Genomic DNA, 23,287 nt, shown 5'->3' with positions numbered 1-23,287 from the left:
CTTCCGATTACCTGAAAAAACACAATCCTAAATAATGAAAATAAAAATGAGAAGTACTACTCCTTAAAGCAGCACTTCTCATTTGCCATGTTTTAGTATAATTAGGCGTTAACCCTTAATTTACACCAAGCCATTTATTGTAGATTTTGGTTTGCTGAGCGGTTGGGTTCTTTACCTTTTCCAGTTTGTACCTAGCACGGTTATCCTGCAATACCTTTACCGGAATCAATTGTAACAGCCCATCTCTCGAAATTAATACCTCTATCTCATCACCGGGCTTCAGACCGCCAACATAACGGTCAATGTCGTTGCCCAGGCGGTAGCCGTTAATTGCAATGATTTCGTCCTTTACATTCAGGCCAGACGCATAGGCGCTGCTGCCGCGCGTTACTCCTGTTATAGTTAGTCGGCCATCATTAAATAGGGTTGTAGCACCCCAACTTCCGGTTTGTGCACCCTGGTTCAGGTTTACGAGCTGCAAGCCGGCTGCACTAAAGTAGTTGTTATAGTCCGGAGTTTTGGTGCCGTGCACGTAATCTGCAAAAAAGGCGTCCATCTTTTTACCTGCTACCTGTTCAACAGCTGCCTGAAACTCTTTTTCAGTAAAGCCACGGTTCAGTTGCTTGTAATAGCGTTCGTACATATTCCGGAACACATCATCCAGGCTTTTCTCGCCATTCGTATTCTTCATAATCTCCAGGTTCAGTAGTTGCCCCAACACGCCACCTTTGGTATAGTAAGATACCTCAGCATTCGGAGAGTTCTCATTCTGGCGGTAGTATTTAATCCAGGCATCAAAGCTAGATTCTGCAATTGACTGTACTTTATTACCCGGAGCATTTTCTACTGAGCTGATGCTGCCAGCAATCACATCCAGGTAACGCTGTTCCGACATAATGCCGGCTCGTCGCGTAATCAGGTCATCGTAGTAGCTTGTTATGCCCTCTGATACCCAAAGTAGTGTTGTATAGTTTTCCTGGTTATAGTTAAACGGACCAAGAGGGGCCGGGCGCAGACGCTTTACATTCCAGAGGTGAAAATATTCATGGGCAACCAGGCTCAGAAACCCGGTATATCCGCTCTCTGTACCATAGTTAAAGCGGCTTGTTTGCAATGTTGTAGAATTCAGGTGTTCCAGGCCTCCGCCTCCACGCTGCAGGTTATGTACAATAAATACGTAGCGATCTATCGGCAATTCACCCATAATCTTCACGCTTTCTTCTGCAACACGTTTCATATCAGCCATCAGGCGTTCCGGCTCATAGTTACCGTCGCCATACATTGCTACCTCGTGCGGCACCCCGTTTACTTCAAAAGTATACACTTCGTGGTTTCCGATCTCAAGCGGCGAATCAGCCAGAATATCATAGTTGGGGAATGTATATGTAAACTTGCTGGTTTCCTTTAAGCCGGTTGCAACCTTACTGAAGCTTTTATGTGGTACAACAGTAAGCGTACCGGCCTGCTTCTCGTATCCTTCAGGGTACATAAACATGCTTGTACCATTTACATAACCATGCGAGGCATCCAGGTAACTTGTCCGGACAGTTAGCTCGTAAGCGTAAACTTTGTATTTCACACGTACGGCGGCAGCTCTTTTACTGTGCACACGCCAGGTATTTTTGTCGATCTTTTCGGAGCGGAGCGCATTGCCTGAGCCATCGGTTGCTGCAAAGCCCTCCACATTTTTAGAGAATTCTCGCACCAGGTATGAGCCGGGTGCCCACACAGGCATGGTAAAGTCGATGTAATTTTTACGTGCGCCGTCCAGCGATATGCTTACCTCGAAGTAATGCGTATGTGGTTCGGGCATTTCGAGCGTGTACTTCAGCTCGGCTGCAACTGCCGGCGAAGCAGCGCCCGCCAGCATAAACATGAATAATAAAAGAAAGGATTTTAATTGATTAGGTTTTGAAAACATGCGTTAGGTTTAGATTTTGTTTACCAAGCATGTTACAACAATAATGCTTTTTTTCAAAATCCGAACTTAACAGGCACTGTCAACTAACTTCGCTCAGGCGCTGGTTACGCAGCCATAGTTCCGCATCGGCAACATGACAGAAAGTATTAATGATTATAAAAGAATTATAGCTTTTAAGCCCGTAAATGCCTACATCCTGCAGCAGATCCTGATAACACGACTCTGACACAACTATAGCAAAGTAATGCTCATGTCCCAGCATCATTAGCTGTGGGAAAAACTGTACCTGCACCCAGGTCTCTTCTCTTTCACCAAGGCCTTCAATGGCTCTAAGGTCTAGTAGCCACGTATATACTGGTTGCTCACGGATATATTCCAGTGCTTTCAAGAGCCCTTCCTTAAAGCTTTCCAGATCAGGGGCTTTTGTACATACCACATTTACCCACTCCCCGCTATCTGGCAAGCTCACCATAACAGTTTCTGAACTATAGAGCTCCATTATATTGTTTGCTAAATACCTTTTGTTAAAATTATAACATTTATTCATAATAAAGTTTAAAAATGTAGGCATTTGTTGAAGGCTACAAGTAAAAGGTGGTGAACTAGCTAATAAGGCAGGTAAACAGTAAGATAGGATATGCGAAAGCAAAATCTATAGTTTTCTGTTTCTGGCATGAAATTGGCCCCTCTTTTAAACGCTTAAGAATCTGACTATGAAGAAGAACCTGATATTATTTTTGTCCCCGCTATTGCTACTTGCTGTGTTATTAGCTGCAGGCGTTAAGTTATACCCGCAACAAAATAACACTGCTACAGAAACCTTTCATGTGGTGCACACAACTACAACTCAGCCTCAAAAAGAATCCCGCTGGGTTTCTATGCCTGATAACCGGGAAAATGCAGCGGCTGCTCAACCCATCATTAACTATGCCTTAAGCTTAATGGGGTCGCCTTATAAATATGCCGGTACTACCCCAGATGGTTTCGATTGCTCCGGTTTTATAACCCATGTATTTGATAAATACGCAGTTTCTTTACCGCACTCATCCGAAATGCAGGCCGATGAAGGTGTAAACGTGCCCAAAAATGAGGCAGCTCCGGGCGACCTGGTTATTTTTACTGGCACCAATGCTACTGACCGCACTCCGGGCCACGTGGGTATTGTAATTTCGGAGCCGGGCGATACGATTTCGTTTGTACATTCTTCCTCTAACGGTGGGGTTAAAATAAGCAAAGTGCAGGGCACACGTTATGATGACAGGTACCTGCAAATAAGAAGGGTGCTGTAATAGCTAAGCCACACTCTAAAACAATAAAGGTTTTTCGCGTACAAAGGTGTACCAGAAAAACCTTTTTTTATGCACCCATACGTCATCAATTCAATAAATGCGGTTATTTTGATAGTAGCAGGTCTTATAGTTTTTTTTATTCATCCTGCCCAGCCGGCTGTAGCCCTGGTGGCGCCAGGCCTGGGAACTATGCTGCTGGCTTGTACCTACCATCTGCGTAAGCACAACAGGTTTGTAACGCACACCGTAACCGCCCTAACTTTACTGGCAGCTATAGTAGTCATATCTAGATTAAATGCCGCTGGCGAAGACTGGGATACCCGGCATATGCTTTTACTGCTAATGGGGCTAAGCTGTATGGTGGCTGTGGGTGTGTTTATCAGTTCGTTTATAAAGGAGCGCAGGCTCCGCAACAACAGCATCTATAAAGACGATCTGTAATGGCATTGGTATAAAAAAGAAACACCTGATGTAGCCCGTCAAGTTACACCAGGTGTTCCAGAATCCTAAAAAATCTTAACGAGCGGCTCCTGTTGTTCAGGTTACCATCCGAAGACCTTTCATAATATTAGCTGTGCAAACAGCAGATCCCGTTTACGAAGCCAATTCACGGTTTAGGTGAATGTTATTACTAAGGCTCGTTAAAACTTGTTTGGGATTAGACATTTGTACCTCCTTTCTCTAAAGTCCGACATAAAACCCTGAGCTTCCATCTAAATTGAGTTTAGCTATCAGACCAGAGCCGCAGCACTCGCTACTTACAGTTTAATAAAGTTAAAATAACGCTTTTAAGTTCACAAGGGTTGTACAATTTTATTTTATTATTCAGGCTGATACTATAGTTATTATTTCGCTGAATAAGCCCTGGAATTGCCATGCAAGCCTATTTAAACTATAAACCACTGTCCTACAACCAAATACAGAATAGTATTCAATTTAATTAGGTAAACCAATACAGGAAACAGGCACAAGGTTTGCAAGGGTATGCTAAAGCAGACAGAGACACTCCTGAATTTTTAACAGGAATCCGGAGCCTGCCCTATATCATTATAAATATTTTTTCTTATTTTTAGTAACTTAACTTAACAAACAACTAACTGATCATGAAAAAACACTTGCTTGCTCTGGCTGTACTTATGCTGCTAAGCACCTATGCATGGGCGCAATCGCTGTCTCCGGTTGGCATCTGGACAAACGAAGACGGAAAAGCCCGCTTCGAGATCTATAAATGTGGCGATAAGCTATGCGGTAAAATTGTAACGCTAAAAGAGCCCCTCCGAAATGGTAAACCTAAGGTAGACGAAAAGAACCCAGACAAAAGTTTACGTAATCGCCCGCTGGCAGGACTTGAGTTTATGAATGGCTTTGCATACGACAGCCACAATAAGTGGGATGATGGCACGATCTACGATCCGGAAAGCGGCAAGACCTACTCCTGCTACATGAAGATGATCGGCAAAGATAAAATGGAAGTGAAAGGCTACATCGGGATATCGCTGATTGGCCGAACACAAACCTGGACACGCATAAAATAAAATGCAAAATAAAAGGCTGGCAGTTAATGCCAGCCTTTCTTTTTAACCCTTTACCACTATTTTTAACTTCAGTTTGGCTTAAAAGGTTATAGTTTCATTTAAAAAACCTGTTCAATTTTATATTCCTGCCCCCTGAACTCAAAGGTATCTCCTGCTGCTTTTCCTGCCATAGCTTTAAATACCGGCGACATGCCCGAAATGGCATAGTAGGTTTCCCCCTCCATTTCTAGCTGCCCAAGGCTCACCCCGATAAAGTAGTTCTGCAGATTGGTATGTACTACCGCACCAAAAGCCACTTCTTTGTTTTCTTTGGTAGCGTTTATGCGCTTCAGCACGCTCATTGTTGTGATCAGTTCATCCAGTTGCCGGGCATACATATCGCGTTGTATCTGGCAGGCTTCCCTAAACGACTCAAATTTATCTTCTATAGCACCCTGATGTTCGTTGGCACTTTCCTGGGCATCGTCCATGGCATCTTTAGCGGCCTGTATCTGGGTGTTAAGCAGCTTTGTACACTCTTGTAGCAGCCGCTTTTTAAGTTCTAATTCCTGTGCAACCATTATCGTAAAAGTATAAGTTTAAACCATCTTGTGCCTGCCCTGTTAATAAAGTGCAAGCATTTAATCAAGGTTGTATAATCAATAATTGAGATTAAGCATTTTCTAAATGCAATGCATAAGGTACTAAAGTAATCGGGAGATTTTATTTCTTCAGGTTTTAAATACTAAATGTCGTTAAACGGAATTTTGAAACGTTTGTTAAGCCTGTTTGGCAGTAAATCAAAATGCAGAGAACTAAAGCGTTCGGAGCAATACCAGACACGGTATCGAGAATGGCTGGAACAAGAGTACTTCGCTGTTTTTTTAACAGCAAGCTACCAGGCCTATCATTACTCAAAAGCCGGCCTAAAAGAGTCTGACCGCATAACGCTGATTAAGGAAGAAAACCGCGAGGGAATTATCCTGAATGAACCAACTATAAATTCTGTTCACTTTTCTTACTTGCTCGATTACCTGAAAGATAGAACCGAGATGTTGGGTTACTGCCTGCGTAGTGCCCATTCGCTTTCACAAAATCACGGAGATCTCAAGCAAATTACCGAAACATATTACCTCACTCCCAAACCTCAGGACGTACCTGGCACCGGCCACTGTAACCAGTTGTATGGTAACATTATTCTCGACTTTATACGCATAAACGGTACGCCCGGCTATATCCGTATCATGCGCAACAGCATAGCCGATCCACACTTCAGCGCGCCCCTTCCTTTCCCTGAATTACTCAAGGCGCTATTTCAGTCAACTGAAATATTGTAATCTCGTAATAGAGCTTATAGATATCCCTAAATTGTAATATCCTGCAATTTTATAGCACTGTTCCAATTCAGCCTTTAGAACTGCAGTTGTGTAATTTTTTTGTTGTGCCTTACCAGATTCGTACGCATGAAACACAAATTACTAATACTGCTCCTGTTACTGTTGGCTGTACCTGCAGCGCAAGCTACCCACATAGTTGGCGGCGAATTTGAACTGCAACACCAAAGCGAAAACAACTATAGGCTTATTCTGAACCTGTACTTTGATGATATCAATGGCGAACCTGGCGCATACGATCCTTCCATCAGAGTTAATATTTTTGAGAAAGGGACAAACCGCTGGATTATGGGTCTGTCTATGGCTGCCAGTTCCAGAACCAATGTGCCTTATACTAATATAGATTGCACCATTGGACAGTTAAAAACCAGCAAAATTGTTTACAGTGCCCTGATTACCCTCTCCCCAACTATTTTCATTAACCCGGAAGGCTACTATGTAACCTGGGAGCGCTGCTGCCGCAACTATACGATCAATAACATCGTGTCTCCGGAAAGCGCTGCGCAAACTTTTTACATGGAATTTCCGGCTGTCCGACGTAACAATGCCACCTTCCGTAATTCTTCGCCAAGGCTTTTCCCGCCGCTCAGCGATTATGCCTGCGTAAACGAGCTTTTTTATTTCGATTTCAGTGGCAGCGATGCGGATGGAGACTCGCTTGTATATGACATGGTAACGCCACTTAATGGTTATACCAATACCAGTATGCCTGCCTATGGCGTAGCAGGCTATGCCCATATTTTGCCTTACCCAGCCCCTTACCCAACTATAAACTGGCGCCCGGGGTACAATACCGCTAACCAGATTATGGGCAATCCGCCTATCCAGATTGAGAGGAACACTGGCAGGCTAACCATGCGCCCCAGCCAGAAAGGCCTGTTTGTTTTTGGTGTTCGGGTGCAGGAGTTCAGGAAGGGCGTAAAGATAGGCGAAGTACGTCGCGATTTTCAGGTGATGGTGCTTGAGTGTCCTAAAAACGCTGCGCCTCAGGTAATGGTGCGCGAACAGGGTAAAAAACCGTTTTACAAAGAAAATGAGGTGTTGCAGTTAGCCTCTACCGGAAGCCGTTGCCTGGAGGTACTTTTTACAGACCCGGACCTGAACGAATTCATCTCTTTAAAAGCTATTCCTGTAAATTTCCCCGTCTCTTCCTTTACAATTAACGGTACCCGACAGGGCGTTATTAACCGAGGCACCACTGCTTCCGATACACTTAGAGCTACAATCTGCTTCGACCCTTGCTTCTCCACAAAAGGAGGTACTTACCGGCTGGACCTGGTGGTGCAAGACGATGGGTGCAGCCTTCCGAAGCAGGATACGATACGACTCAGTTTCAGAATGGAACCTATACCGGATGCACCCCCAACTATAGACCTGAGCACCAGAGAAAGGCAGTTTAACGTTAGCCTCGGTGATGTGCTTAATTTTGATGTACTGGGCGCTGATACAGATGGGCAGGTAGTTTCGGTAACTGCACGAGGAATTGGCTTTGATCTGGCATCGCAAAGTATAAACTTCCAGAACAGCTCCGGCACCGGCAATACAACCAGCAACTTTGCCTGGCAGATAGACTGTAATGCTCTCTCAGCAGAATCTTACAAAATCGAGTTTACGGTTATGTCTCTTTTTTGCGGCAATAATATTACCCGCACCGAAACTATAGAAGTGCGGCCAGACAGAACCAACAACCTGCCAACTATAACTATAAACCCAGCCAGCCAGATGATAAACCTGGTTAAAGGCCAAACAATAGAGCTGGATATTTTAGGGAAAGATATAGATGGGCATACACTTGCATTAAGTGCGGCAGGCAATGGCTTTGACCTGGCAGCTGACGGCATGGAATTTACAAGTACAAGCGGAGCCGGCAACGCAACAGGCAAGTTTAAGTGGACTGCAGCATGCTATTCAGAAGAGGAGCGCATTAAACGGATAACCTTTACATTAAAAGAAAGTGCATGCAACCCGTCGCCGGATCAGACCCTTACAGTTGAGCTGCGGATAACTGCTCCCAACAATGCTCCTGTCCTCACTTCGGATAAAGCGCCGATGCTATATGAGCTGGACCTGAACAAAATCTTTGAGGTTAACTTTACAGGTGAAGATCAGGACCTTGATCCGCTGGTGTTAGAGGCAATAGGCGATGGCTTTAACCTGGCAGACTATAGTATGGAGTTTTCCACCACGCCGGGTAATGGCAAAGCAATCGGTACGTTTAAAATGCTGGCAACGTGCCTGGCTGCAGATAGAGGTATATTGAGAGTTGATTTCTTCTTAAAAGAAGATGCTTGCAACCCTGCTGCTCCGCCAGTTCTAACTATAGAATTTAAAGTGCGGGTACCCATTCTACAGGACTTTACACCCGCAAACATTTTTACACCAAACGGCGATGGCCTCAATGACTATTTTTATATCCCTGACTTGCCTGAAGATTTCTGTTCAGCTCGTTTTGCTGACATTAAGATTTTTAACCGCTGGGGCCAGAAGATGTATCAAAGTACACAGAGCAACTTCAGATGGGATGGCTCAGGAGCAACCGCAGGCGTTTACTTTTATGTAATTGATTTTGGAAGCACACAGTACAAAGGCAGCGTAACGCTGGTGCGCTAAGGTCAGAACATAAACAAAAAGATCAGGTACAAGCCAAGCCACATAAAATCGAGGAAGTGCCAGTAGCTGCACATCATGGCAAGCTGTAGTCTGCGGTACGGATCGCGGATAAAGATGAGCGTGCGGACACTATCCGTTGCCATGTGAGCCGTTTTGATAAAAAGAAAAGAAAGGAAAATAATACCTCCGACCAGGTGCAGAATATGAAGCGCCGAAATGAGATAAAGGTATGTGCCGGCTGCTTTACTGTTGAATGTGATACCTGCAGCACTTAACTCACGCCAACCCATTAACTGTGCTGCTATAAAAAACAGCCCCAGCCCCAAGGTCGCTCCCAGGTAGCGGGTCATTTTTTTAAGCTTGTCCCTTTTATAAATGCCCGGCACACGGCTTATAGTATAACTGCTGAAAAGCAGCAAAACGGTACTGACACTAAAGAACTTTGGTAGTTGCTCTAACTCCGGGCCAAAACCACCGGTGCGAACAAAAGCAATCAGTAACACCAGGAATAAAATGCCGATCCCGAACATACTCAGGAAAAGCAGCATCCGGATCGGGTGCATTCGCTCAATCTGCCGGAACGCAGAAAGCTGCTTCTGTCCTACTTTGTTCTTTTTATCTGAGTCCATTTAAATACAAACTATAAGCGGCTATTGCCTGGCTTAACGCACCTGAAACAATGCTGATTTATATACCTATACGTATGCAGGTTTGTTTTGCATGTACCAGATAAATATAGTTTTAGGGCAAACTGTTTACGTCGGATATAAAAACCGGAAAGGTGCTTTTAACATAGCCTGGGCTCATGCGTTATAGAGGTAGGTAAACTATAATTCTATGTATGCAAAAATTCTACAACAAGTACTGTTAGCCTGCCTGCTTTTGTTGCTCGGCAGCACTGCAACTATAAACGCCCAGACAAGCCAGCCTTTTACTGGTAAAAACATAATTACGGTAGTATTGGAGAGCCCCGGCGGGCGTTATGAGTTCCAGTCACATGAGCTGTTGGTACGCTATAACCGGAGTACAGAACAACTGGAATGCAGCGTGCTCATCAATTCGCTTCGCCCTCTTAACGATACAATTCCGTCCAACATGGCCTATGATGTTTTATATGGGGCCAGGCTTCCGGAGCTGGACTTTTTAATTGATGTGCCGAAAGACATGATAAGCAGTACACGCACTTTTGGTGAGCCCCAGAACCAGCGCACCACTATAACATTACAGGGCAACACCAACCAACTGAAAATACCTGTAGTGTTTGCGACCGATAAGAATACCATGAGCTTCGGTACTAACTTTGAGCTGATGCTGGACAGCTTTGAGGCAAGCGTACCTGCACGCTACCTTCCGGTATTAACAGGTAGGCTGCTCATTAACATCAACAATGCCCGCTGGGTAGAGCAACCCTGAAAATCAGGCAACTGACTTTATGTCTTAACAGAACGGCCATAGTATTCCTTATATATTTTACTATATTTACACCACACTATACAACTATACTATGATCAGAACCTTTTTTACAGCTGTATTATGTGGTTTGCTGTTTGTAAGCTGCAACCAGCAACAAAACACTACCTCCGAGCAAAGCGCTACGCAAGCTACAGAAGCCAATGTATACGGCGCCAGCTTTGATGCAGAAAATGTTATATCAGTAACGCAACTACAGGATGCAGTAGCTGCCACAGACTCAGTAAGCGCCACCGTAACTGCAGAGATCGTGGAAAGCTGCCAGTCGAAAGGATGCTGGATGGATGTGAGGCTGGCTGATAACAGCACCATGAAAGTTACCTTCCGCGACTATGGTTTCTTTTTACCGGTAGAAGACCTGAAGGGCAAAACCGTAGTATTTACAGGCACAGCCAAGCGTGAAGTAATATCCGTAGATGACCAGCGCCATTATGCCGAAGATGCCGGCAAATCAGCTGAAGAAATAGCTGCCATTACAGAGCCAAGAGAAGAGCTTCGTTTTGTAGCAGATGGAGTTAAGCTTCAGTAACTCTAAACTATAGCTACCGTCTCAAATATAAGCCACCACCCGGTGGCTTTTTTTGTATCTGCTCTGTTAAAAAACGCAATACTTCAGAGCTAAGGTTGTTCCAACTACTCCAAATCACCTTCTTGTGTAAAACTGGAGCCTTGCTATAGTTTGGGGATATAGTTCTATAGTTGCTGTCGCAACACCCCTGTTGACTACGCTCGCAAGTTTCGAACTCCCGTTCTCCCTTGTCCCCAAGGGGACAATATCTGACGGTGCTATAGCTTGAGCTGAAGTTCTATAGTCACAGTTAGTCATCCCCCTCCCCCCTTCGAAGGGGGACAATTTCTGCTACTACTATAGTCTGAGCTATAGTTGCTAATTAATCCATCCTGCCCCTGCCCCTCCCGAGAGGGGAATTTCGGCTATAGTTATAGTTATAACTATAGTTCTATAATTTTAACTCGGTCTATAATTACAGACCATGAATAGGCAGGCGCAGCCTGCCCCATGGAACTACGACTACGAAAGGCTTCAGAACTATAGCCTATCAAACTATAGATAAACTATAGCTATCGAGCGATCTCAGTCTTTGGGTTGAGCGCCTTTGACTTGTTGCGGTGCCGCCAGGCAATCCGACGCAGGAGGATAGCAAGAAGGCAGCCGCGCGATGCCCGAAGACGGGGCCTCGCGGCCGTGAGCGCACCAAAGCCAACTATAAAACGATAGGTGAGTAAAGCTCCCAGGATAAGTGGTAGCTATGGAATTAACTGCTTGTGTCCAGTTGCAACTAGAGTTGACTATAGAACATATAAGATGTCTCGACTGACGCTCAACATGACAAAAAAACTATAGGACACATAAGATATCTCGACTAGCGCTCGACATGATAATAAGTCAAACTATAGGATGAGTCAAACTGGTCTGTTAAAGCTATAATTACCAAATCAGCCTATCAGCAAACGTTAAGACAATCGATTATAATTCATATTGCTCGCTACCCCGCTTTTAGATATTTTTACGTGAAGTATAAACCCTACCTATGACAACACCACACGACGTAGCCGCAGAAGTAAAGCAGCTGACCGAACGCATAAATTACCTGAACTACCAGTATTACCAGAACAGCATCTCTGAAGTACCGGATTTTGAATTCGACATGATGCTGAAACGCCTGCAGGAACTCGAAGACCAGTTTCCGGAGCTGAGACTCCCAAACTCCCCTACGCAGCGTGTGGGCGGAACCATTACAAAGAGTTTTAAAACAGTTTTTCACCGCTACCCGATGCTCTCATTGAGCAATACCTACTCCGAAGCCGACCTGCGTGAGTTCGACAACCGTGTGCGAAAAGCCATCGGACATGAGGTGGAATATGTATGCGAGCAGAAATTTGACGGTGTAGCGATCAGCCTGACGTACGAGAATGGTATACTGGTGCAGGGTGCAACACGCGGCGATGGTACCCGCGGTGACGATATTACAAGCAACGTACGCACCATCCGTGATATTCCGCTACAGGCGCATGGGCAGGACTTTCCGGAGTTGTTTGAGGTGCGTGGTGAGGTATTTTTACCCTTACAGGTGTTTGAGCAGCTAAACCAGGAGCGCGAGGAAGCAGGTGAACAACTATTGGCAAACCCGCGCAATGCGGCATCGGGCACGCTCAAGCAACAAGACTCCAGTATCGTAGCCAGCCGTAAACTGGGTTGCTTTTCCTATAGTTTCCATAGTTCGGCGCAACCTTTCGAGACACATTCTGAGAGCCTGGAGGCCATACAGAAGTGGGGCTTCAAAGTATCTGACACCTGGCGCAAATGCAGCTCTATTGATAAGGTGCTGGAGTACATAAACGAGTGGGAAACCAAGCGCCATGAACTGCCTATTGCCACCGACGGTGTAGTAGTAAAGGTAAACAGCTATGCGCTTCAGGAAGAACTGGGCTTTACGGCCAAGAGTCCGCGCTGGGCAATAGCTTATAAATACCCAGCTATGAGCGCAGCTACCAAACTAACCGGCATTCAGTACCAGGTTGGCCGTACCGGGGCAGTTACACCGGTTGCGTTGCTGGAGCCTGTGCTGCTGGCCGGTACGGTAGTAAAACGTGCATCGGTACACAATGCCAACGAGATCCAGCGCCTGGACCTGCGCCTCGGCGATACGGTATTTGTAGAAAAAGGCGGCGAAATCATTCCTAAAATTACGGGAGTTGATTTTGAGAAACGATCAGAAAATTGCGAGCCTATCGTTTATCCTACGCACTGCCCTGCCTGCAACACACCATTGGTGCGCCTGGAAGGTGAAGCCAACTTTTACTGCCCGAATGAGAAAGGCTGTGAACCACAGATACTGGCCAAACTGGAGCACTTTATCACCCGCAAAGCCATGAACGTGGACGAACTGGGTCCAAAAACGCTGGAGCAACTATACAAGGCCGGTTATGTACGCAACGTAGCTGACCTGTACGACCTGCAGTTTGAGCAACTGGTAACGCTGGAGCGTATGGGCGAGAAATCTGCCAATAACATTCTGAACAGCCTGACAAAATCGAAAGAAACACCGTTTGATCGTGTGCTTTTCGCGTTGGGAATACGGTTTGTGGGGAGCACCGTGGCTCAGAAACTAGCCGACCATTTTACGGATATGGCTGCGCTGCGCGGCGCTACGTTTGAAGAACTGATCGCTGTAAATGAGATTGGTGAGCGAATTGCCAACTCTATAAAAGAATATTTCGCTGATCCGGACCACATTGTGTTGCTGGAGCGCCTGCAGGCTGCTGGTCTCAAATTTAAATCAGAGAAAGTAGCTCCTGAAATGCAGAGCGATAAATTGGAAGGCAAAACGTTCGTGATCTCAGGCGTTTTTGCAACCATGAGCCGCGATGAATTACAGCAACTTATAGTTAGCCATGGCGGCAAAGTGGTAAGTTCTATCTCTGCAAAACTAAATTACCTGGTAGCCGGAGATAAAATGGGCCCCGCCAAGCTGGAGAAAGCCACAAAACTGGGAATTACGATTCTTTCAGAGGACGAATTCCTGAAGATGGTGCAATAAATAAAGGAGCGCCGTCTGTAAAACAGGTGGCGCTCCTTACTAAAACAAACAACAAACATTCTTTTACATGAGCTTTGCCGGAGCCATTCTGCAGTAACTCCTCAGGCAACATGTACATCAATTAAATTAACATTTTTATCTCTTCAAAATACATTATACCAACACCCCAAAAGTATAGACAAAAGCTAATTTTAAGCAGTTTATAACTCTTTGTGTGCCTTCTCTAAGCTTTAGCCTATTCATCCTTAACTTCTCTGGTTAGGTCGTAAAATATGGCGTTTTGGTAGAGCCGTTGCCGGCTTATACAAATGGTTTATTAATTTTAATTATCTTTAATTCCTGACCCATAGAATAACTAAACCAGCGCACCCACCCATGTCTGTTTTCCTGTATCCGGATACAAACCTGAAAAAACGCTACAAAATAGCGATACATGCGCTGGTATGGGTGGCATTTGGTGTTTGGGTACTATACTACATTAATGGCAGCCAGTCGTTAACCACGCACAGGGTACTTTATGTGGTCATGGGCCTCACCTTCTGGCTGCTTATTTTCTATGCCAACTGGTATTACCTGATACCCAAGTACCTCGCCCGCAACCACATTATGCTTTACATTGCCAATGTGCTGGCGCTATTAATGGTTTATGGGCTCGTAAAGTCTCCTATCGATTATTACGTGTTCGGGGATCTAAACCCAACGATGAAGTCAGTTTACACATCAGACCGGTTGCTGGAGTATGGCCTGGGCGGATTGGTATTGGTTTTTATCAGTTCGGGGCTTAAAGTGACTGGCAACTATATCCGGAACGAGCGGCGCAACAAAGAACTGGAAAACCAGAAACTGGTAGCTGAGCTGGCCTTCCTGAAATCACAAGTAAACCCGCACTTTTTGTTTAACACCCTGAACAACATTTACTCGCTGGCCTATAAGCAGTCTCCGGAAACGCCGGATGCCATTATGAAGCTCTCGCTGCTGATGCGCTACATGCTCTATGAAAGTAACGATACGCTGGTTAGCCTGCAGAAAGAGGTTGAGCACATCCATAATTTTATAGACCTACAGCGCCTGCGCCTGCGCGAACACACCAGTATTCAATTTAACATTGAAGGCGATATTGAAGGCAAACAGATTGCCCCGATGCTGATGATGACGCTGGTAGAGAATGCCTTTAAACATGGCCTTGTCAGTAAAAACGAGATCGGGATACTGATTAACCTGATCGTGAGCGATAAATATCTGCTTTTCAGCACAGTAAACAACATCAGTAACCATAAAAAACGTGATTTTGGCGGCATTGGGCTGCAGAACCTGCGCCAGCGCCTGCGCCTGCTTTACCCTAACCGCCATAACCTCAGCTCCGAAGAAAAGGATGGCGTATTTTATGCAACCATGAAACTGTACTTTCACTCTAACACACCTAAACTATGAACATCCGCTGCATTGCCGTAGACGACGAACCACTTGCCCTGGACATCCTGGAAAGCTACATCGGCAAACTCCCCTACCTCGAACTGGTTAAAACCTGCTCCAGCGCCACAGAGGCCATGCAGGTGCTGCAACAGGAACAGATAGACCTCATGTTTCTGGACATCGAAATGCCTGAACTGACTGGTATACAATTCCTGAACATCCTGAAAAACCAGCCGCTGGTGATCTTTACCACTGCCTACCCCGAGTATGCCATGGAAGGCTTTAACCATGATGCCGTTGATTACCTGCTCAAGCCTATCCCCTTCGACCGTTTCCTGAAAGCGGTAACAAAGGCACAGGAACGCATGCAGCAGCGCCACCCGAAACAGGCCGAGCAAACTATAGTTACGCACACTGCCGCTGTCCCCGAGCAGGAGTTTATGTTCGTGAAGGCTGACTATAAAACCATCCGCGTCGATTTTAAAGACATTCTCTGGATAGAAGGCCTGAAAGATTATGTGATCATCCAGACAAAAGACCAGAAGATCATCACGCTGCTATCAATGAACAAGATGATGGAGAAACTGCCGGATTCCAAGTTCCTGCGCGTGCACCGTTCCTTCATCGTTTCCCTGCAAAAGATCGATAGCATCGAGAAAAGCCGTATCCGCATCGGCAACAAAGAAATTCCGATTGGCGAAGTCTATAAAGATCATTTCCTGAAGTGGGTGGAAGAGAATAATATTATGTAATTAGTAGTTAGAAATGAGTAATGACTAGTTGGCTCTTGTTGTGTGCTCGCGCCAATAGGAGGTTAGACAGATGTATATATAGCAGCTACGGCCATAATGCAGGTTAACCGAATAGGCTTTCATTTATACACTAGCTACTTGCATCCTAGTAAAGCTTACCTCTTAACATTCAGTACACAACTAAAAAGCCCTAGACCATGAAAATTTTTAAATATATTTTCGCTTTTATACTGACTGCCGTTCTAATTTTCTCTGGCTATATCTACTCTTTGACATTCCAACCTGAAGGGCGTCTGGATTGGGGTCAGGCTTTATTTTTGATGTTAATAGGTAACAATCATGAACAGGTAGAGTCACTTAAAAAAATGACAGTTCAGGAGCGTAGTCATTTTATAGATGCTTTGCCTTTCAATACGACAGGTCTAAATGTTGATACTCTTAAAATTACCCAGGATAGCCTGACAGTATATGTTTTTAAACCACAAAATTTACCTAAAAACAGCCCGGTAATTGTCTATTATCATGGAGGGGCATTTGTTTTACCCTGGACAAATATGTCTGTAACGTATGCCACTCGCCTTGCCCGTACGTTTAATGCAGTTGTAGTCGGTGTTGATTACAGAGTCGCCCCAGAACACCCTTTTCCTACACCCAACAACGATTGCTATGCTACATTACTTTGGACTATACAAAATATAGAAAAGTGGGAAGGAAACCCTGATCAGATAATCGTGGCTGGCGAAAGTGCAGGCGCAACTTTTGCAACTACAGTTGCAATAAAAGCCAGGGAGGAAAATTTAACAAATATCAAATATCAGCTTTTAGACTGCCCGGTTACCTATATGCCTTTCGAAACAGACGCTTATCAGAAGTTTAAGAACGGATATTATTTACAGGAAAATGAGATGCTATTTGGCGTAGAAAGTTATTTGCCAAACAAGGCTGATTATACTAACCCGTTAGCCATGCCATACTATGCAGCCAGTTTATCAAATTTGCCTCCCGCCTTTGTAATTACCAGCGAATTTGATCCTTTAAAAGATACCGGAAAGGATTACGCAAAGAAATTAACTGATGCGAACGTTCCAACTATATATAAAGAAATGAAAGGTATGCTACACTGCATACCAGGACCGCTCAATGAAAAGGATAGAACTGAATTATATAATGAAATAGCGAAAGAATTTTATAGTATAACGCAGATATGAAAGGCAGATAAGTAAAGTGAAGCCGCCACAACCGGCGCATGACAAACAGTTATACAAACCAAAAAATTTGCACAAACCAATACATAATCAGAACTTCGTAGCTCATATTTTATATTGATGATTCAGGAAAGAATAAAAGGAACGGGCGTGGCCTTGGTAACGCCTTTTACAAAAGACCTGGCTGTAGACTATAACGGCCTGAAAAAGCTGCTGGACTTTGTGCTGGATGGCGGCGTAGATTACCTGGTAATTAATGGTACTACTGCTGAGTCGGTTACTACTACTGCCGAAGAAAAGAAACAGATACTGCAAACTATAAAACAACACGTAAACGGGCGCGTACCATTGGTTTACGGCCTTGGCGGCAACAATACCCAGGAACTGCTAAATAGTTTTGCAACTACCGATCTGAATGGTATTGATGCGATTCTTTCGGTGAGCCCGTACTATAACAAGCCATCGCAGCAGGGTATTTACCAGCATTATGTGGCTATTGCTGATGCATCCCCGGTTCCGGTTATACTTTATAACGTGCCGGGCCGCACAGGCAGCAACGTAACCGGAGAAACAACTATAAAACTGGCTGCCCACCCGAACATTGTGGCTATCAAAGAAGCATCAGGTAACCTGGAGCAGTGCATGTATATTGCCAAACACAAACCAGCCGACTTTATGCTGATTTCCGGTGATGACCTGCTGACAATCCCGATGATCTCGGTTGGTGCTGTTGGTGTAATCTCTGTTCTGGCAAACGCTTTTCCTGAGAAATTCAGCAACATGATCCGCCACAGCCTGAATGGCGAAGCTGCACAAGCAAGCAAATTACTTTACGACTTTGTTGACATTAACCCATTGATGTACGAAGAAGGCAATCCGGTTGGCGTGAAGGTACTGCTGGAGCGTTTCGGAGTTTGCGAAGCCGCCGTTCGTCTGCCATTAGTAGAGGCCTCTGCCGGCCTCCGCGACAGACTGTATAAACTGATCTAAACTATAGTTACAACTATAACAAAAAAGCCAGGCGATAAACCTGGCTTTTTTGTTATAGTCTGAATTTTGAAATACGGCTCCTACCCCAAGAATTTGCAGGATTAAAGGATTTTCAAGAGTTAATGTAGAGACGCAATACTTTGCGTTCCCTCCCCTGCCAACTATGAAACTATGATTAGACTTTCGCAGCTTTCTTTTCCTACTTTGCTCCAACTATAGTTAAAGCCCCTGCCCTCGCTCGCGTCCCGCGAGTGTGTGTTACAAGCGGACTCCGGCCCCTAAAACTATAGTTTGTCCTACTGTTTCGAAGTTGTAATCCGGCTACATGCCAGCAGCTATTGCCATTACTATATCGGATTACTAACCCTTATGGTGTATACTTCTGGGTTGCAAATCCAATCGAGCGTAAGATGCCATATATTGAACCAAAAACTGTACATCAACTATAGCTGAGCAAAGTGACGAGACGCCACAAGTAACCTACATCAGCGGGACGCGAGCGAGGGCTATGTGATGTACAAAGTCAACTATAAATCAAAAACAACTATAGTTTAGTGGTTATGCCCGGCATGAGAATCCTCCTGCTGCCCAACTGGTTGGGCCTCCAGTATCTGCTTCATGTTGCTTAGGCCGCGTTCAAAATCTGCTCCTACCATCTTATCCAGGAAAAAGAAGCCAAAGTATTTGTATACCGGGTTCATGCCCATATCCGATTCCAATACCCAGGTAATGCGGGTGCCCTTAGCGGTCTCATCGAAAGTATAGGTTGTGTTTGCCGGATGTTGTTCCGGTCCGAATTTCATTTCAGCATTTATCATCTTAAAAGGTTCCGTTTTGATGATCTTAAACTCTCCGTCGCCTACATCCGGGTGCTTGCTGAACCAGTTATAGCTTGCTCCCGCCCCACCGTCCGGGCCGCTATACGTCAGGATCATGTGCTGGTCAATGCCATGCCACGGCGACCAGCGCTCCCAGTTACGGAGTGTATTTACCTGGTCAAAAGCGGCATCGGCAGGGGCGGCTACTTCTATGCTGCGCTCCACTTTTAGCTTCGACGAAATAAGTAAAGAGCCCAAAGCCAGTAGCAGAACCAGCCCAAGCAGGCTTATTCCAATTGATTTCAGCAGTTTCATGTGTTTAGGGTGTTAGTGAGTATATCCAAATATATTTATTTTAAGCATATACAAACCACCGCACAGGGCAAATAAAAAAGCCGCAACAGATGCTGCGGCCTTTTTCAGATGGAAATTCTCTACTAATGTACAGTCAGTTATACGCGAAGGTTACAATTTGGTGCCTTAATAGCGGTCATATCTGTCATCTTCCTCATAGTCAGCCCGGTTTGTTCGGTCGTAGCTGCCATAGTGGTCGTTTCCAAAATCCCGGAATTCATCCACGTTGCCATACGATGCGTCGTGGCGGTAGCCATGGTTGCCACGACTGTCAAAATCACGGTACATGTCGCCTTCCTCTGGGTTATCAAAATTAGGATTATAGCCTAAATTATAGTTATACCGGCGTCTGCCATAATAAGGTCCTTCCTGCAACGGCATTGGCTTTATGCTCATCAGTTCATTTTCAGAGCCATGTGGTAATCCGTAATCATCGTCGCGCACCGCCCCGGAGTAATTACTGATATCGTACATCTGATTGTAGTAATCTTCCTGAGTGCCCTGGTAATTGCCGCGCTGACGGTAATTCTGGTCTTGCTCCATCCGGTAACGGCTTCCGCGCTCGTCGTAATCTTGCCTTCTATCGAAGTTATTCCGTTCGTTTCGGTTATCGTTGTCACTGCTTCTGTAGCGGTCGTTATAGCTTCCGTAATTTCTGTTATCTCTTTCTCTCATTGCTTTATAGGCTTATAGTTAAAAAGCCGGCTCAGGCACAAGCTGTACTAGATCCGGCTCAGGTTATGTTAAAATTATCTGTTTCTGCTGCGGCCCCGGTTGCGACTGCTGCTTTCGCTTCGCTCCTGCTCGGCGCGCCAGCGGTCTAAGTTGCTATAATAGCTGTCTTCACCATAGTGGCTCGCACCTTCGGTATAGTTACGGCTGCCAAATCCACCACGGTAATCATTGTCGTAGCGTGGGTCAAACTGCTCGTATCTTCTGTAAGATTCTATATCTCCTCTTGATGAATGGCCCATGTAGTCGTCTCTGCGGTTGCCGCGCGATACATCGTGCCCAAAGCGCTCATCAGCCAGGCTATACCGGTTACGCGGCTCCTCGTGTCTCCTGAAATCGCTATAGTTTGAATTGCTGTAATCTGCTCTGGAATCATAATGGCGACCGGAGTTGTACCGGTTGCGCGGCGTATAGGTCATGCCATACAGGTTATCGTCGGAGCTTCGGCTGTTTCGGGTAAAGTCTTTGCCCATATACTGCGCGCCTCCCGCCTGAAAGCGCCCTTCCGGATAACTATAGTTCTGGTCTGCATTCGAGTTAAATGAGCTGTCGTCGAGGTAATCGGTGTCGTATTCGCCTCGTCCGCGGTTAAAATGTGAGTCTACGGTATAGTTGCCGCGTTCTGAGCTTTGCCCATGGTGATGGCTATGCAGCCAACGTGGTTCGGTATCTGAATAATTGCGTCTGTTGTCGTTTTCTTGTCTGTTTCTCATAGCTATAGATAAAAATGTTTGCTTTGTTTTACGGCACCAATTCGAGTTTGGATTAAAACGATTTCAGGCGATTGTATTCCAGATTCTTTAACCGTAGGCATTTTTTACCCGTTATAACAGGTATTAATAACTATAATATAAAAGCTATGGAAGGAAACTTTTGGTATTTCGGAGGCCACTCCGATGAGCACAACCGCTATGGTAGGCACCATCGGGAAGCAGACGAAGATATGTACAGAGGCGCTTACCGTTTTGATAATGAAAGCAGAGACCGCAACGAAACAACATATGATGGTTTCAGCAACCGGGACCGCCGATACAGCGATGACCGTTCTTATAACCGGCAGTACCGCAGTAACGATAATTCGGGCTACTACGCCAACGACAACTATAGCAGCAACCGTGGCCAGAACTGGAACAAGGATCGTATGAGAGACAGCGGAAACTGGAGCCAGAACCGAGACAACGAGTACCAGAGCCGGCAACGAAGCCTGCACGATAACGACCGGGAAAGGTATAACCGATCTACCAGTATAGGCGGCAATTTTGATTCAGACTATCGCCCTGATCCATACTATAGCCGCGGGCCCGAAGAGAACTATGGCAACATGGCCGGCTCGCTGAGCTACGGATATGATGGCGACTACAATGCCGACTGGGAGACCCGGAACAGACATTACAATCCTTTAACTGGTAGTCTGCGCAATTATCAAAAATATTACGACCACCATCCTGAACAGGGCAGCGCGCACCCGGGCCACAACTTTGACCACGAACGTAGAAACGACTACGATCGGTATTAATTCACTTAAATCTTAAAATTATGAGTACTGACAATAAAAACGATAAGAATAAAGACAGACTGAAGAACGAGAACCTGAACAAAACGGTGAACGAGGGTAATAAAGTACCCAACATTAACCCAACAGGGCAAAAACAGCAGGTAAACAACGACCAGCTGATGAAAGGCAAGGCCGGTGGAGCGCCATCGCAGAAGAGTGGCGGCCGCGGAAGCGCTGACGTGCAGGACGGCGGCAATGATATTGGTAGCAGCGCCGGAAGCCACTAACTATAAATGTAAACTATAAAAAAGACCGGTCTCAGGGCCGGTCTTTTTTATGCATCCCTTTGCGCATTTTGGCTATCTTTGAGAAAACAGTAAGCTTATATGCAGGCAGAAAAACACGTAGTTGTGATCGGAAACGGAATTGCCGGAATAACACTGGCACAGCGCCTTCGTGCCCGCTCTGCCAGCCGCATTACCATTATCTCTGCTGAATCGGCAACCCATTTCTCCCGACCGGCTCTGATGTACGTATACATGGGTCACATGCGCCGCCAGGATATTACCCCTTACCCGGACTGGTACTGGAAAGAGCAACAGATAACACAGCTGCAGGATTATGTACAAACGATAGACTTTGCTTCCAAAACCCTGCAACTGCGCCAGAATGGTTCATTCAGGTACGATGTGCTGGTACTGGCAACCGGATCATCGGCAGTATACTATAACTGGGAGGGCCAGCACCTGAAAGGCGTGCAGTCACTGATTACAATGCAGGACCTTGAACTGATGCAGCAACAGACACAAGGCATAAAACAAGCGGTTATAGTTGGCGGTGGCTTGATCGGGATAGAAATGGCCGAAATGCTGCAAAGTAAAGGCATAGCTGTAAGTATGCTCGTGCGCGACAACCTGTACTGGCGCAGCAATTTACCTGTAGCAGAGGCCGAACTGGTAACACAACATATTCAAAACTGTGGCATTACGCTACAATTGCAGGAAGAACTGGCAGAGTTAACAGGAGATGATACCGGCCGGGTAAGCGCTGCAAAAACTCAGAGTGGCAAAGTAATTCCCTGCCAGTTTGCAGGCGTTGCTACCGGCGTTAAACCAACTATAGATTTCCTGAAAAACACTGGCCTTGAGCTGGATAAAGGCATTCTGGTCGATTACTTTTTCCGGACCAATATAGAAGACGTATATGCCATCGGGGATTGTGCCCAGTTTAAGGATCCTGCCCCTGGCCAGCCGGCTCTGGAACAACTATGGTATACGGCAAGACAGCATGGCGAAGTACTGGCAGCTAATTTATGTGGCAGTAGCAAACCTTACAACCGGGGGCCGTGGTTCAACTCCGCAAAATTCCTGAACATCGAGTACCAGACCTATGGCTTTGTGCCGCACGACTGGGATGAGCAGAATTATGGCTCACTATACTGGGAGCATGCCGCCAAAACCAAATGCATCCGCCTATTTTATGAGCGCGAAACCGGTCTTTTGAAAGGCATTAATTTATTGGGCGTACGCTACCGCCATGACCTTTGCCATCATTGGCTGCAGCAGAACTATACCATCCATCAGGTAATGCAGGAACTCACCGCCGTTAATTTCGATTCCGAATTTTTCCAGCACTACGAACCGGTACTATTGCAGCAGTATTACCAGCAGTTCCCGGATCGGCAGGCGCCAGTTAAGCAACACTCCTGGTGGAATTTACGCCAACGCTTCTCACTCTTTTCTGAGAAAGCAGACAACTGCTAAACCAGCT

The 23,287-nt window shown here is 45.6% G+C and carries 22 protein-coding genes; 15 read left to right on the top strand and 7 right to left on the bottom strand.

The features are described 5' to 3' along the window. Positions 1 to 115: 115 nt before the first annotated feature. Together GXP69_RS09015 and GXP69_RS09010 are read right to left on the bottom strand one after the other, a co-directional pair. Complete coding sequence (locus GXP69_RS09015) at positions 116 to 1,921, bottom strand: M61 family metallopeptidase (RefSeq protein ID WP_235925634.1); 1,806 nt, start codon at positions 1,919 to 1,921, stop codon at positions 116 to 118. A 79-nt stretch (positions 1,922 to 2,000) separates the two neighbouring features. Then, positions 2,001 to 2,393, bottom strand: a complete 393-nt coding sequence (locus GXP69_RS09010; RefSeq protein ID WP_163914560.1) for a hypothetical protein — start codon at positions 2,391 to 2,393, stop codon at positions 2,001 to 2,003. A 241-nt stretch (positions 2,394 to 2,634) separates the two neighbouring features. Here GXP69_RS09010 and GXP69_RS09005 point away from each other — a divergent pair, with 241 nt between their 5' ends. From GXP69_RS09005 to GXP69_RS08995, 3 genes are all read left to right on the top strand, one after another. Continuing rightward, the gene (locus GXP69_RS09005; RefSeq protein ID WP_163914558.1) at positions 2,635 to 3,210 is read left to right on the top strand and encodes a C40 family peptidase; all 576 of its coding nucleotides are present in this window, start codon (positions 2,635 to 2,637) and stop codon (positions 3,208 to 3,210) included. Positions 3,211 to 3,279: 69 nt separating this feature from the next. Next, positions 3,280 to 3,651, top strand: coding sequence for a hypothetical protein (locus tag GXP69_RS09000; protein WP_163914556.1), 372 nt, complete (start codon positions 3,280 to 3,282; stop codon positions 3,649 to 3,651). 662 nt (positions 3,652 to 4,313) lie between these two features. Continuing rightward, on the top strand, positions 4,314 to 4,745 hold the full coding sequence (locus GXP69_RS08995) for a DUF2147 domain-containing protein (RefSeq protein ID WP_163914554.1): 432 nt from the start codon (positions 4,314 to 4,316) through the stop codon (positions 4,743 to 4,745). Positions 4,746 to 4,843: 98 nt separating this feature from the next. On the opposite strand, the gene GXP69_RS08990 is transcribed toward GXP69_RS08995, so the two are convergent. Beyond that, entirely contained in the window at positions 4,844 to 5,305 is a 462-nt protein-coding gene (locus tag GXP69_RS08990) for a hypothetical protein (protein ID WP_163914552.1), read from the bottom strand. A 168-nt stretch (positions 5,306 to 5,473) separates the two neighbouring features. Here GXP69_RS08990 and GXP69_RS08985 point away from each other — a divergent pair, with 168 nt between their 5' ends. Beyond that, positions 5,474 to 6,061 carry a hypothetical protein gene (locus GXP69_RS08985; protein WP_163914549.1) on the top strand — a complete coding sequence of 196 codons (588 nt, stop codon included), beginning with the start codon at positions 5,474 to 5,476 and terminating at the stop codon, positions 6,059 to 6,061. A gap of 126 nt (positions 6,062 to 6,187) precedes the next feature. Then, a complete protein-coding gene (locus GXP69_RS08980) occupies positions 6,188 to 8,728 on the top strand; it encodes a gliding motility-associated C-terminal domain-containing protein (RefSeq protein WP_163914548.1) in 2,541 nt (846 codons plus the stop codon). Positions 8,729 to 8,730: 2 nt separating this feature from the next. Here the strand turns inward: GXP69_RS08980 and GXP69_RS08975 are convergent, their stop codons facing one another. Next, positions 8,731 to 9,357: a cytochrome c oxidase subunit 3 gene (locus GXP69_RS08975; protein WP_163914546.1), complete on the bottom strand. Its 627-nt coding sequence runs from the start codon at positions 9,355 to 9,357 to the stop codon at positions 8,731 to 8,733. 208 nt (positions 9,358 to 9,565) lie between these two features. On the opposite strand from GXP69_RS08975, the gene GXP69_RS08970 reads away from it, so the two are divergent. From GXP69_RS08970 to dapA, 7 genes are all read left to right on the top strand, one after another. Continuing rightward, complete coding sequence (locus tag GXP69_RS08970; RefSeq protein ID WP_163914544.1) at positions 9,566 to 10,141, top strand: hypothetical protein; 576 nt, start codon at positions 9,566 to 9,568, stop codon at positions 10,139 to 10,141. A gap of 91 nt (positions 10,142 to 10,232) precedes the next feature. After that, positions 10,233 to 10,727: a DUF4920 domain-containing protein gene (locus GXP69_RS08965; RefSeq protein ID WP_163914542.1), complete on the top strand. Its 495-nt coding sequence runs from the start codon at positions 10,233 to 10,235 to the stop codon at positions 10,725 to 10,727. 1,021 nt (positions 10,728 to 11,748) lie between these two features. After that, positions 11,749 to 13,758, top strand: a complete 2,010-nt coding sequence (gene ligA / locus GXP69_RS08960) for an NAD-dependent DNA ligase LigA (protein WP_163914540.1) — start codon at positions 11,749 to 11,751, stop codon at positions 13,756 to 13,758. 375 nt (positions 13,759 to 14,133) lie between these two features. Continuing rightward, positions 14,134 to 15,189: a sensor histidine kinase gene (locus GXP69_RS08955; protein ID WP_163914538.1), complete on the top strand. Its 1,056-nt coding sequence runs from the start codon at positions 14,134 to 14,136 to the stop codon at positions 15,187 to 15,189. Then, positions 15,186 to 15,923: a LytR/AlgR family response regulator transcription factor gene (locus GXP69_RS08950; protein WP_163914536.1), complete on the top strand. Its 738-nt coding sequence runs from the start codon at positions 15,186 to 15,188 to the stop codon at positions 15,921 to 15,923. Before GXP69_RS08955 ends, GXP69_RS08950 begins: the two co-directional genes overlap by 4 nt. Positions 15,924 to 16,120: 197 nt before the next feature. Beyond that, positions 16,121 to 17,131 carry an alpha/beta hydrolase gene (locus GXP69_RS08945; protein ID WP_163914534.1) on the top strand — a complete coding sequence of 337 codons (1,011 nt, stop codon included), beginning with the start codon at positions 16,121 to 16,123 and terminating at the stop codon, positions 17,129 to 17,131. 117 nt (positions 17,132 to 17,248) lie between these two features. Then, the gene (gene dapA / locus GXP69_RS08940; RefSeq protein ID WP_163914532.1) at positions 17,249 to 18,118 is read left to right on the top strand and encodes a 4-hydroxy-tetrahydrodipicolinate synthase; all 870 of its coding nucleotides are present in this window, start codon (positions 17,249 to 17,251) and stop codon (positions 18,116 to 18,118) included. 551 nt (positions 18,119 to 18,669) lie between these two features. On the opposite strand, the gene GXP69_RS08935 is transcribed toward dapA, so the two are convergent. From GXP69_RS08935 to GXP69_RS08925, 3 genes are all read right to left on the bottom strand, one after another. Next, positions 18,670 to 19,251: an SRPBCC family protein gene (locus GXP69_RS08935; protein WP_163914530.1), complete on the bottom strand. Its 582-nt coding sequence runs from the start codon at positions 19,249 to 19,251 to the stop codon at positions 18,670 to 18,672. A 165-nt stretch (positions 19,252 to 19,416) separates the two neighbouring features. Continuing rightward, entirely contained in the window at positions 19,417 to 19,965 is a 549-nt protein-coding gene (locus GXP69_RS08930; protein ID WP_163914528.1) for a hypothetical protein, read from the bottom strand. A 74-nt stretch (positions 19,966 to 20,039) separates the two neighbouring features. Further along, positions 20,040 to 20,735, bottom strand: a complete 696-nt coding sequence (locus GXP69_RS08925; protein ID WP_204281966.1) for a hypothetical protein — start codon at positions 20,733 to 20,735, stop codon at positions 20,040 to 20,042. A gap of 146 nt (positions 20,736 to 20,881) precedes the next feature. On the opposite strand from GXP69_RS08925, the gene GXP69_RS08920 reads away from it, so the two are divergent. The 3 genes from GXP69_RS08920 to GXP69_RS08910 all read left to right on the top strand — a co-directional run bounded on the left by GXP69_RS08920 (position 20,882) and on the right by GXP69_RS08910 (position 23,280). Beyond that, the gene (locus GXP69_RS08920) at positions 20,882 to 21,538 is read left to right on the top strand and encodes a hypothetical protein (protein ID WP_163914526.1); all 657 of its coding nucleotides are present in this window, start codon (positions 20,882 to 20,884) and stop codon (positions 21,536 to 21,538) included. 20 nt (positions 21,539 to 21,558) lie between these two features. Further along, a complete protein-coding gene (locus GXP69_RS08915; RefSeq protein WP_163914524.1) occupies positions 21,559 to 21,804 on the top strand; it encodes a hypothetical protein in 246 nt (81 codons plus the stop codon). A 99-nt stretch (positions 21,805 to 21,903) separates the two neighbouring features. Further along, positions 21,904 to 23,280 (top strand): NAD(P)/FAD-dependent oxidoreductase, encoded by a 1,377-nt coding sequence (locus tag GXP69_RS08910; protein ID WP_163914522.1) that lies wholly within the window; start codon positions 21,904 to 21,906, stop codon positions 23,278 to 23,280. Positions 23,281 to 23,287: the final 7 nt, after the last annotated feature.

Origin of the sequence: Pontibacter burrus, assembly GCF_010686685.1 — a bacterium.
Taxonomy (GTDB): domain Bacteria; phylum Bacteroidota; class Bacteroidia; order Cytophagales; family Hymenobacteraceae; genus Pontibacter; species Pontibacter burrus.
The sequence above is the reverse complement of the archived record's forward strand: the minus strand, read 5'-3'. Positions and strand labels throughout refer to the sequence as shown.

Coding starts and splice junctions, on each gene's coding strand:
- GXP69_RS09015 (WP_235925634.1), bottom strand. CDS start 1,921: ATGTTTTCAAAACCTAATCAATTAAAATCCTTTCTTTTATTATTCATG.
- GXP69_RS09010 (WP_163914560.1), bottom strand. CDS start 2,393: ATGGTGAGCTTGCCAGATAGCGGGGAGTGGGTAAATGTGGTATGTACA.
- GXP69_RS09005 (WP_163914558.1), top strand. CDS start 2,635: ATGAAGAAGAACCTGATATTATTTTTGTCCCCGCTATTGCTACTTGCT.
- GXP69_RS09000 (WP_163914556.1), top strand. CDS start 3,280: ATGCACCCATACGTCATCAATTCAATAAATGCGGTTATTTTGATAGTA.
- GXP69_RS08995 (WP_163914554.1), top strand. CDS start 4,314: ATGAAAAAACACTTGCTTGCTCTGGCTGTACTTATGCTGCTAAGCACC.
- GXP69_RS08990 (WP_163914552.1), bottom strand. CDS start 5,305: ATGGTTGCACAGGAATTAGAACTTAAAAAGCGGCTGCTACAAGAGTGT.
- GXP69_RS08985 (WP_163914549.1), top strand. CDS start 5,474: ATGTCGTTAAACGGAATTTTGAAACGTTTGTTAAGCCTGTTTGGCAGT.
- GXP69_RS08980 (WP_163914548.1), top strand. CDS start 6,188: ATGAAACACAAATTACTAATACTGCTCCTGTTACTGTTGGCTGTACCT.
- GXP69_RS08975 (WP_163914546.1), bottom strand. CDS start 9,357: ATGGACTCAGATAAAAAGAACAAAGTAGGACAGAAGCAGCTTTCTGCG.
- GXP69_RS08970 (WP_163914544.1), top strand. CDS start 9,566: ATGTATGCAAAAATTCTACAACAAGTACTGTTAGCCTGCCTGCTTTTG.
- GXP69_RS08965 (WP_163914542.1), top strand. CDS start 10,233: ATGATCAGAACCTTTTTTACAGCTGTATTATGTGGTTTGCTGTTTGTA.
- ligA (WP_163914540.1), top strand. CDS start 11,749: ATGACAACACCACACGACGTAGCCGCAGAAGTAAAGCAGCTGACCGAA.
- GXP69_RS08955 (WP_163914538.1), top strand. CDS start 14,134: ATGTCTGTTTTCCTGTATCCGGATACAAACCTGAAAAAACGCTACAAA.
- GXP69_RS08950 (WP_163914536.1), top strand. CDS start 15,186: ATGAACATCCGCTGCATTGCCGTAGACGACGAACCACTTGCCCTGGAC.
- GXP69_RS08945 (WP_163914534.1), top strand. CDS start 16,121: ATGAAAATTTTTAAATATATTTTCGCTTTTATACTGACTGCCGTTCTA.
- dapA (WP_163914532.1), top strand. CDS start 17,249: ATGATTCAGGAAAGAATAAAAGGAACGGGCGTGGCCTTGGTAACGCCT.
- GXP69_RS08935 (WP_163914530.1), bottom strand. CDS start 19,251: ATGAAACTGCTGAAATCAATTGGAATAAGCCTGCTTGGGCTGGTTCTG.
- GXP69_RS08930 (WP_163914528.1), bottom strand. CDS start 19,965: ATGAGAGAAAGAGATAACAGAAATTACGGAAGCTATAACGACCGCTAC.
- GXP69_RS08925 (WP_204281966.1), bottom strand. CDS start 20,735: ATGAGAAACAGACAAGAAAACGACAACAGACGCAATTATTCAGATACC.
- GXP69_RS08920 (WP_163914526.1), top strand. CDS start 20,882: ATGGAAGGAAACTTTTGGTATTTCGGAGGCCACTCCGATGAGCACAAC.
- GXP69_RS08915 (WP_163914524.1), top strand. CDS start 21,559: ATGAGTACTGACAATAAAAACGATAAGAATAAAGACAGACTGAAGAAC.
- GXP69_RS08910 (WP_163914522.1), top strand. CDS start 21,904: ATGCAGGCAGAAAAACACGTAGTTGTGATCGGAAACGGAATTGCCGGA.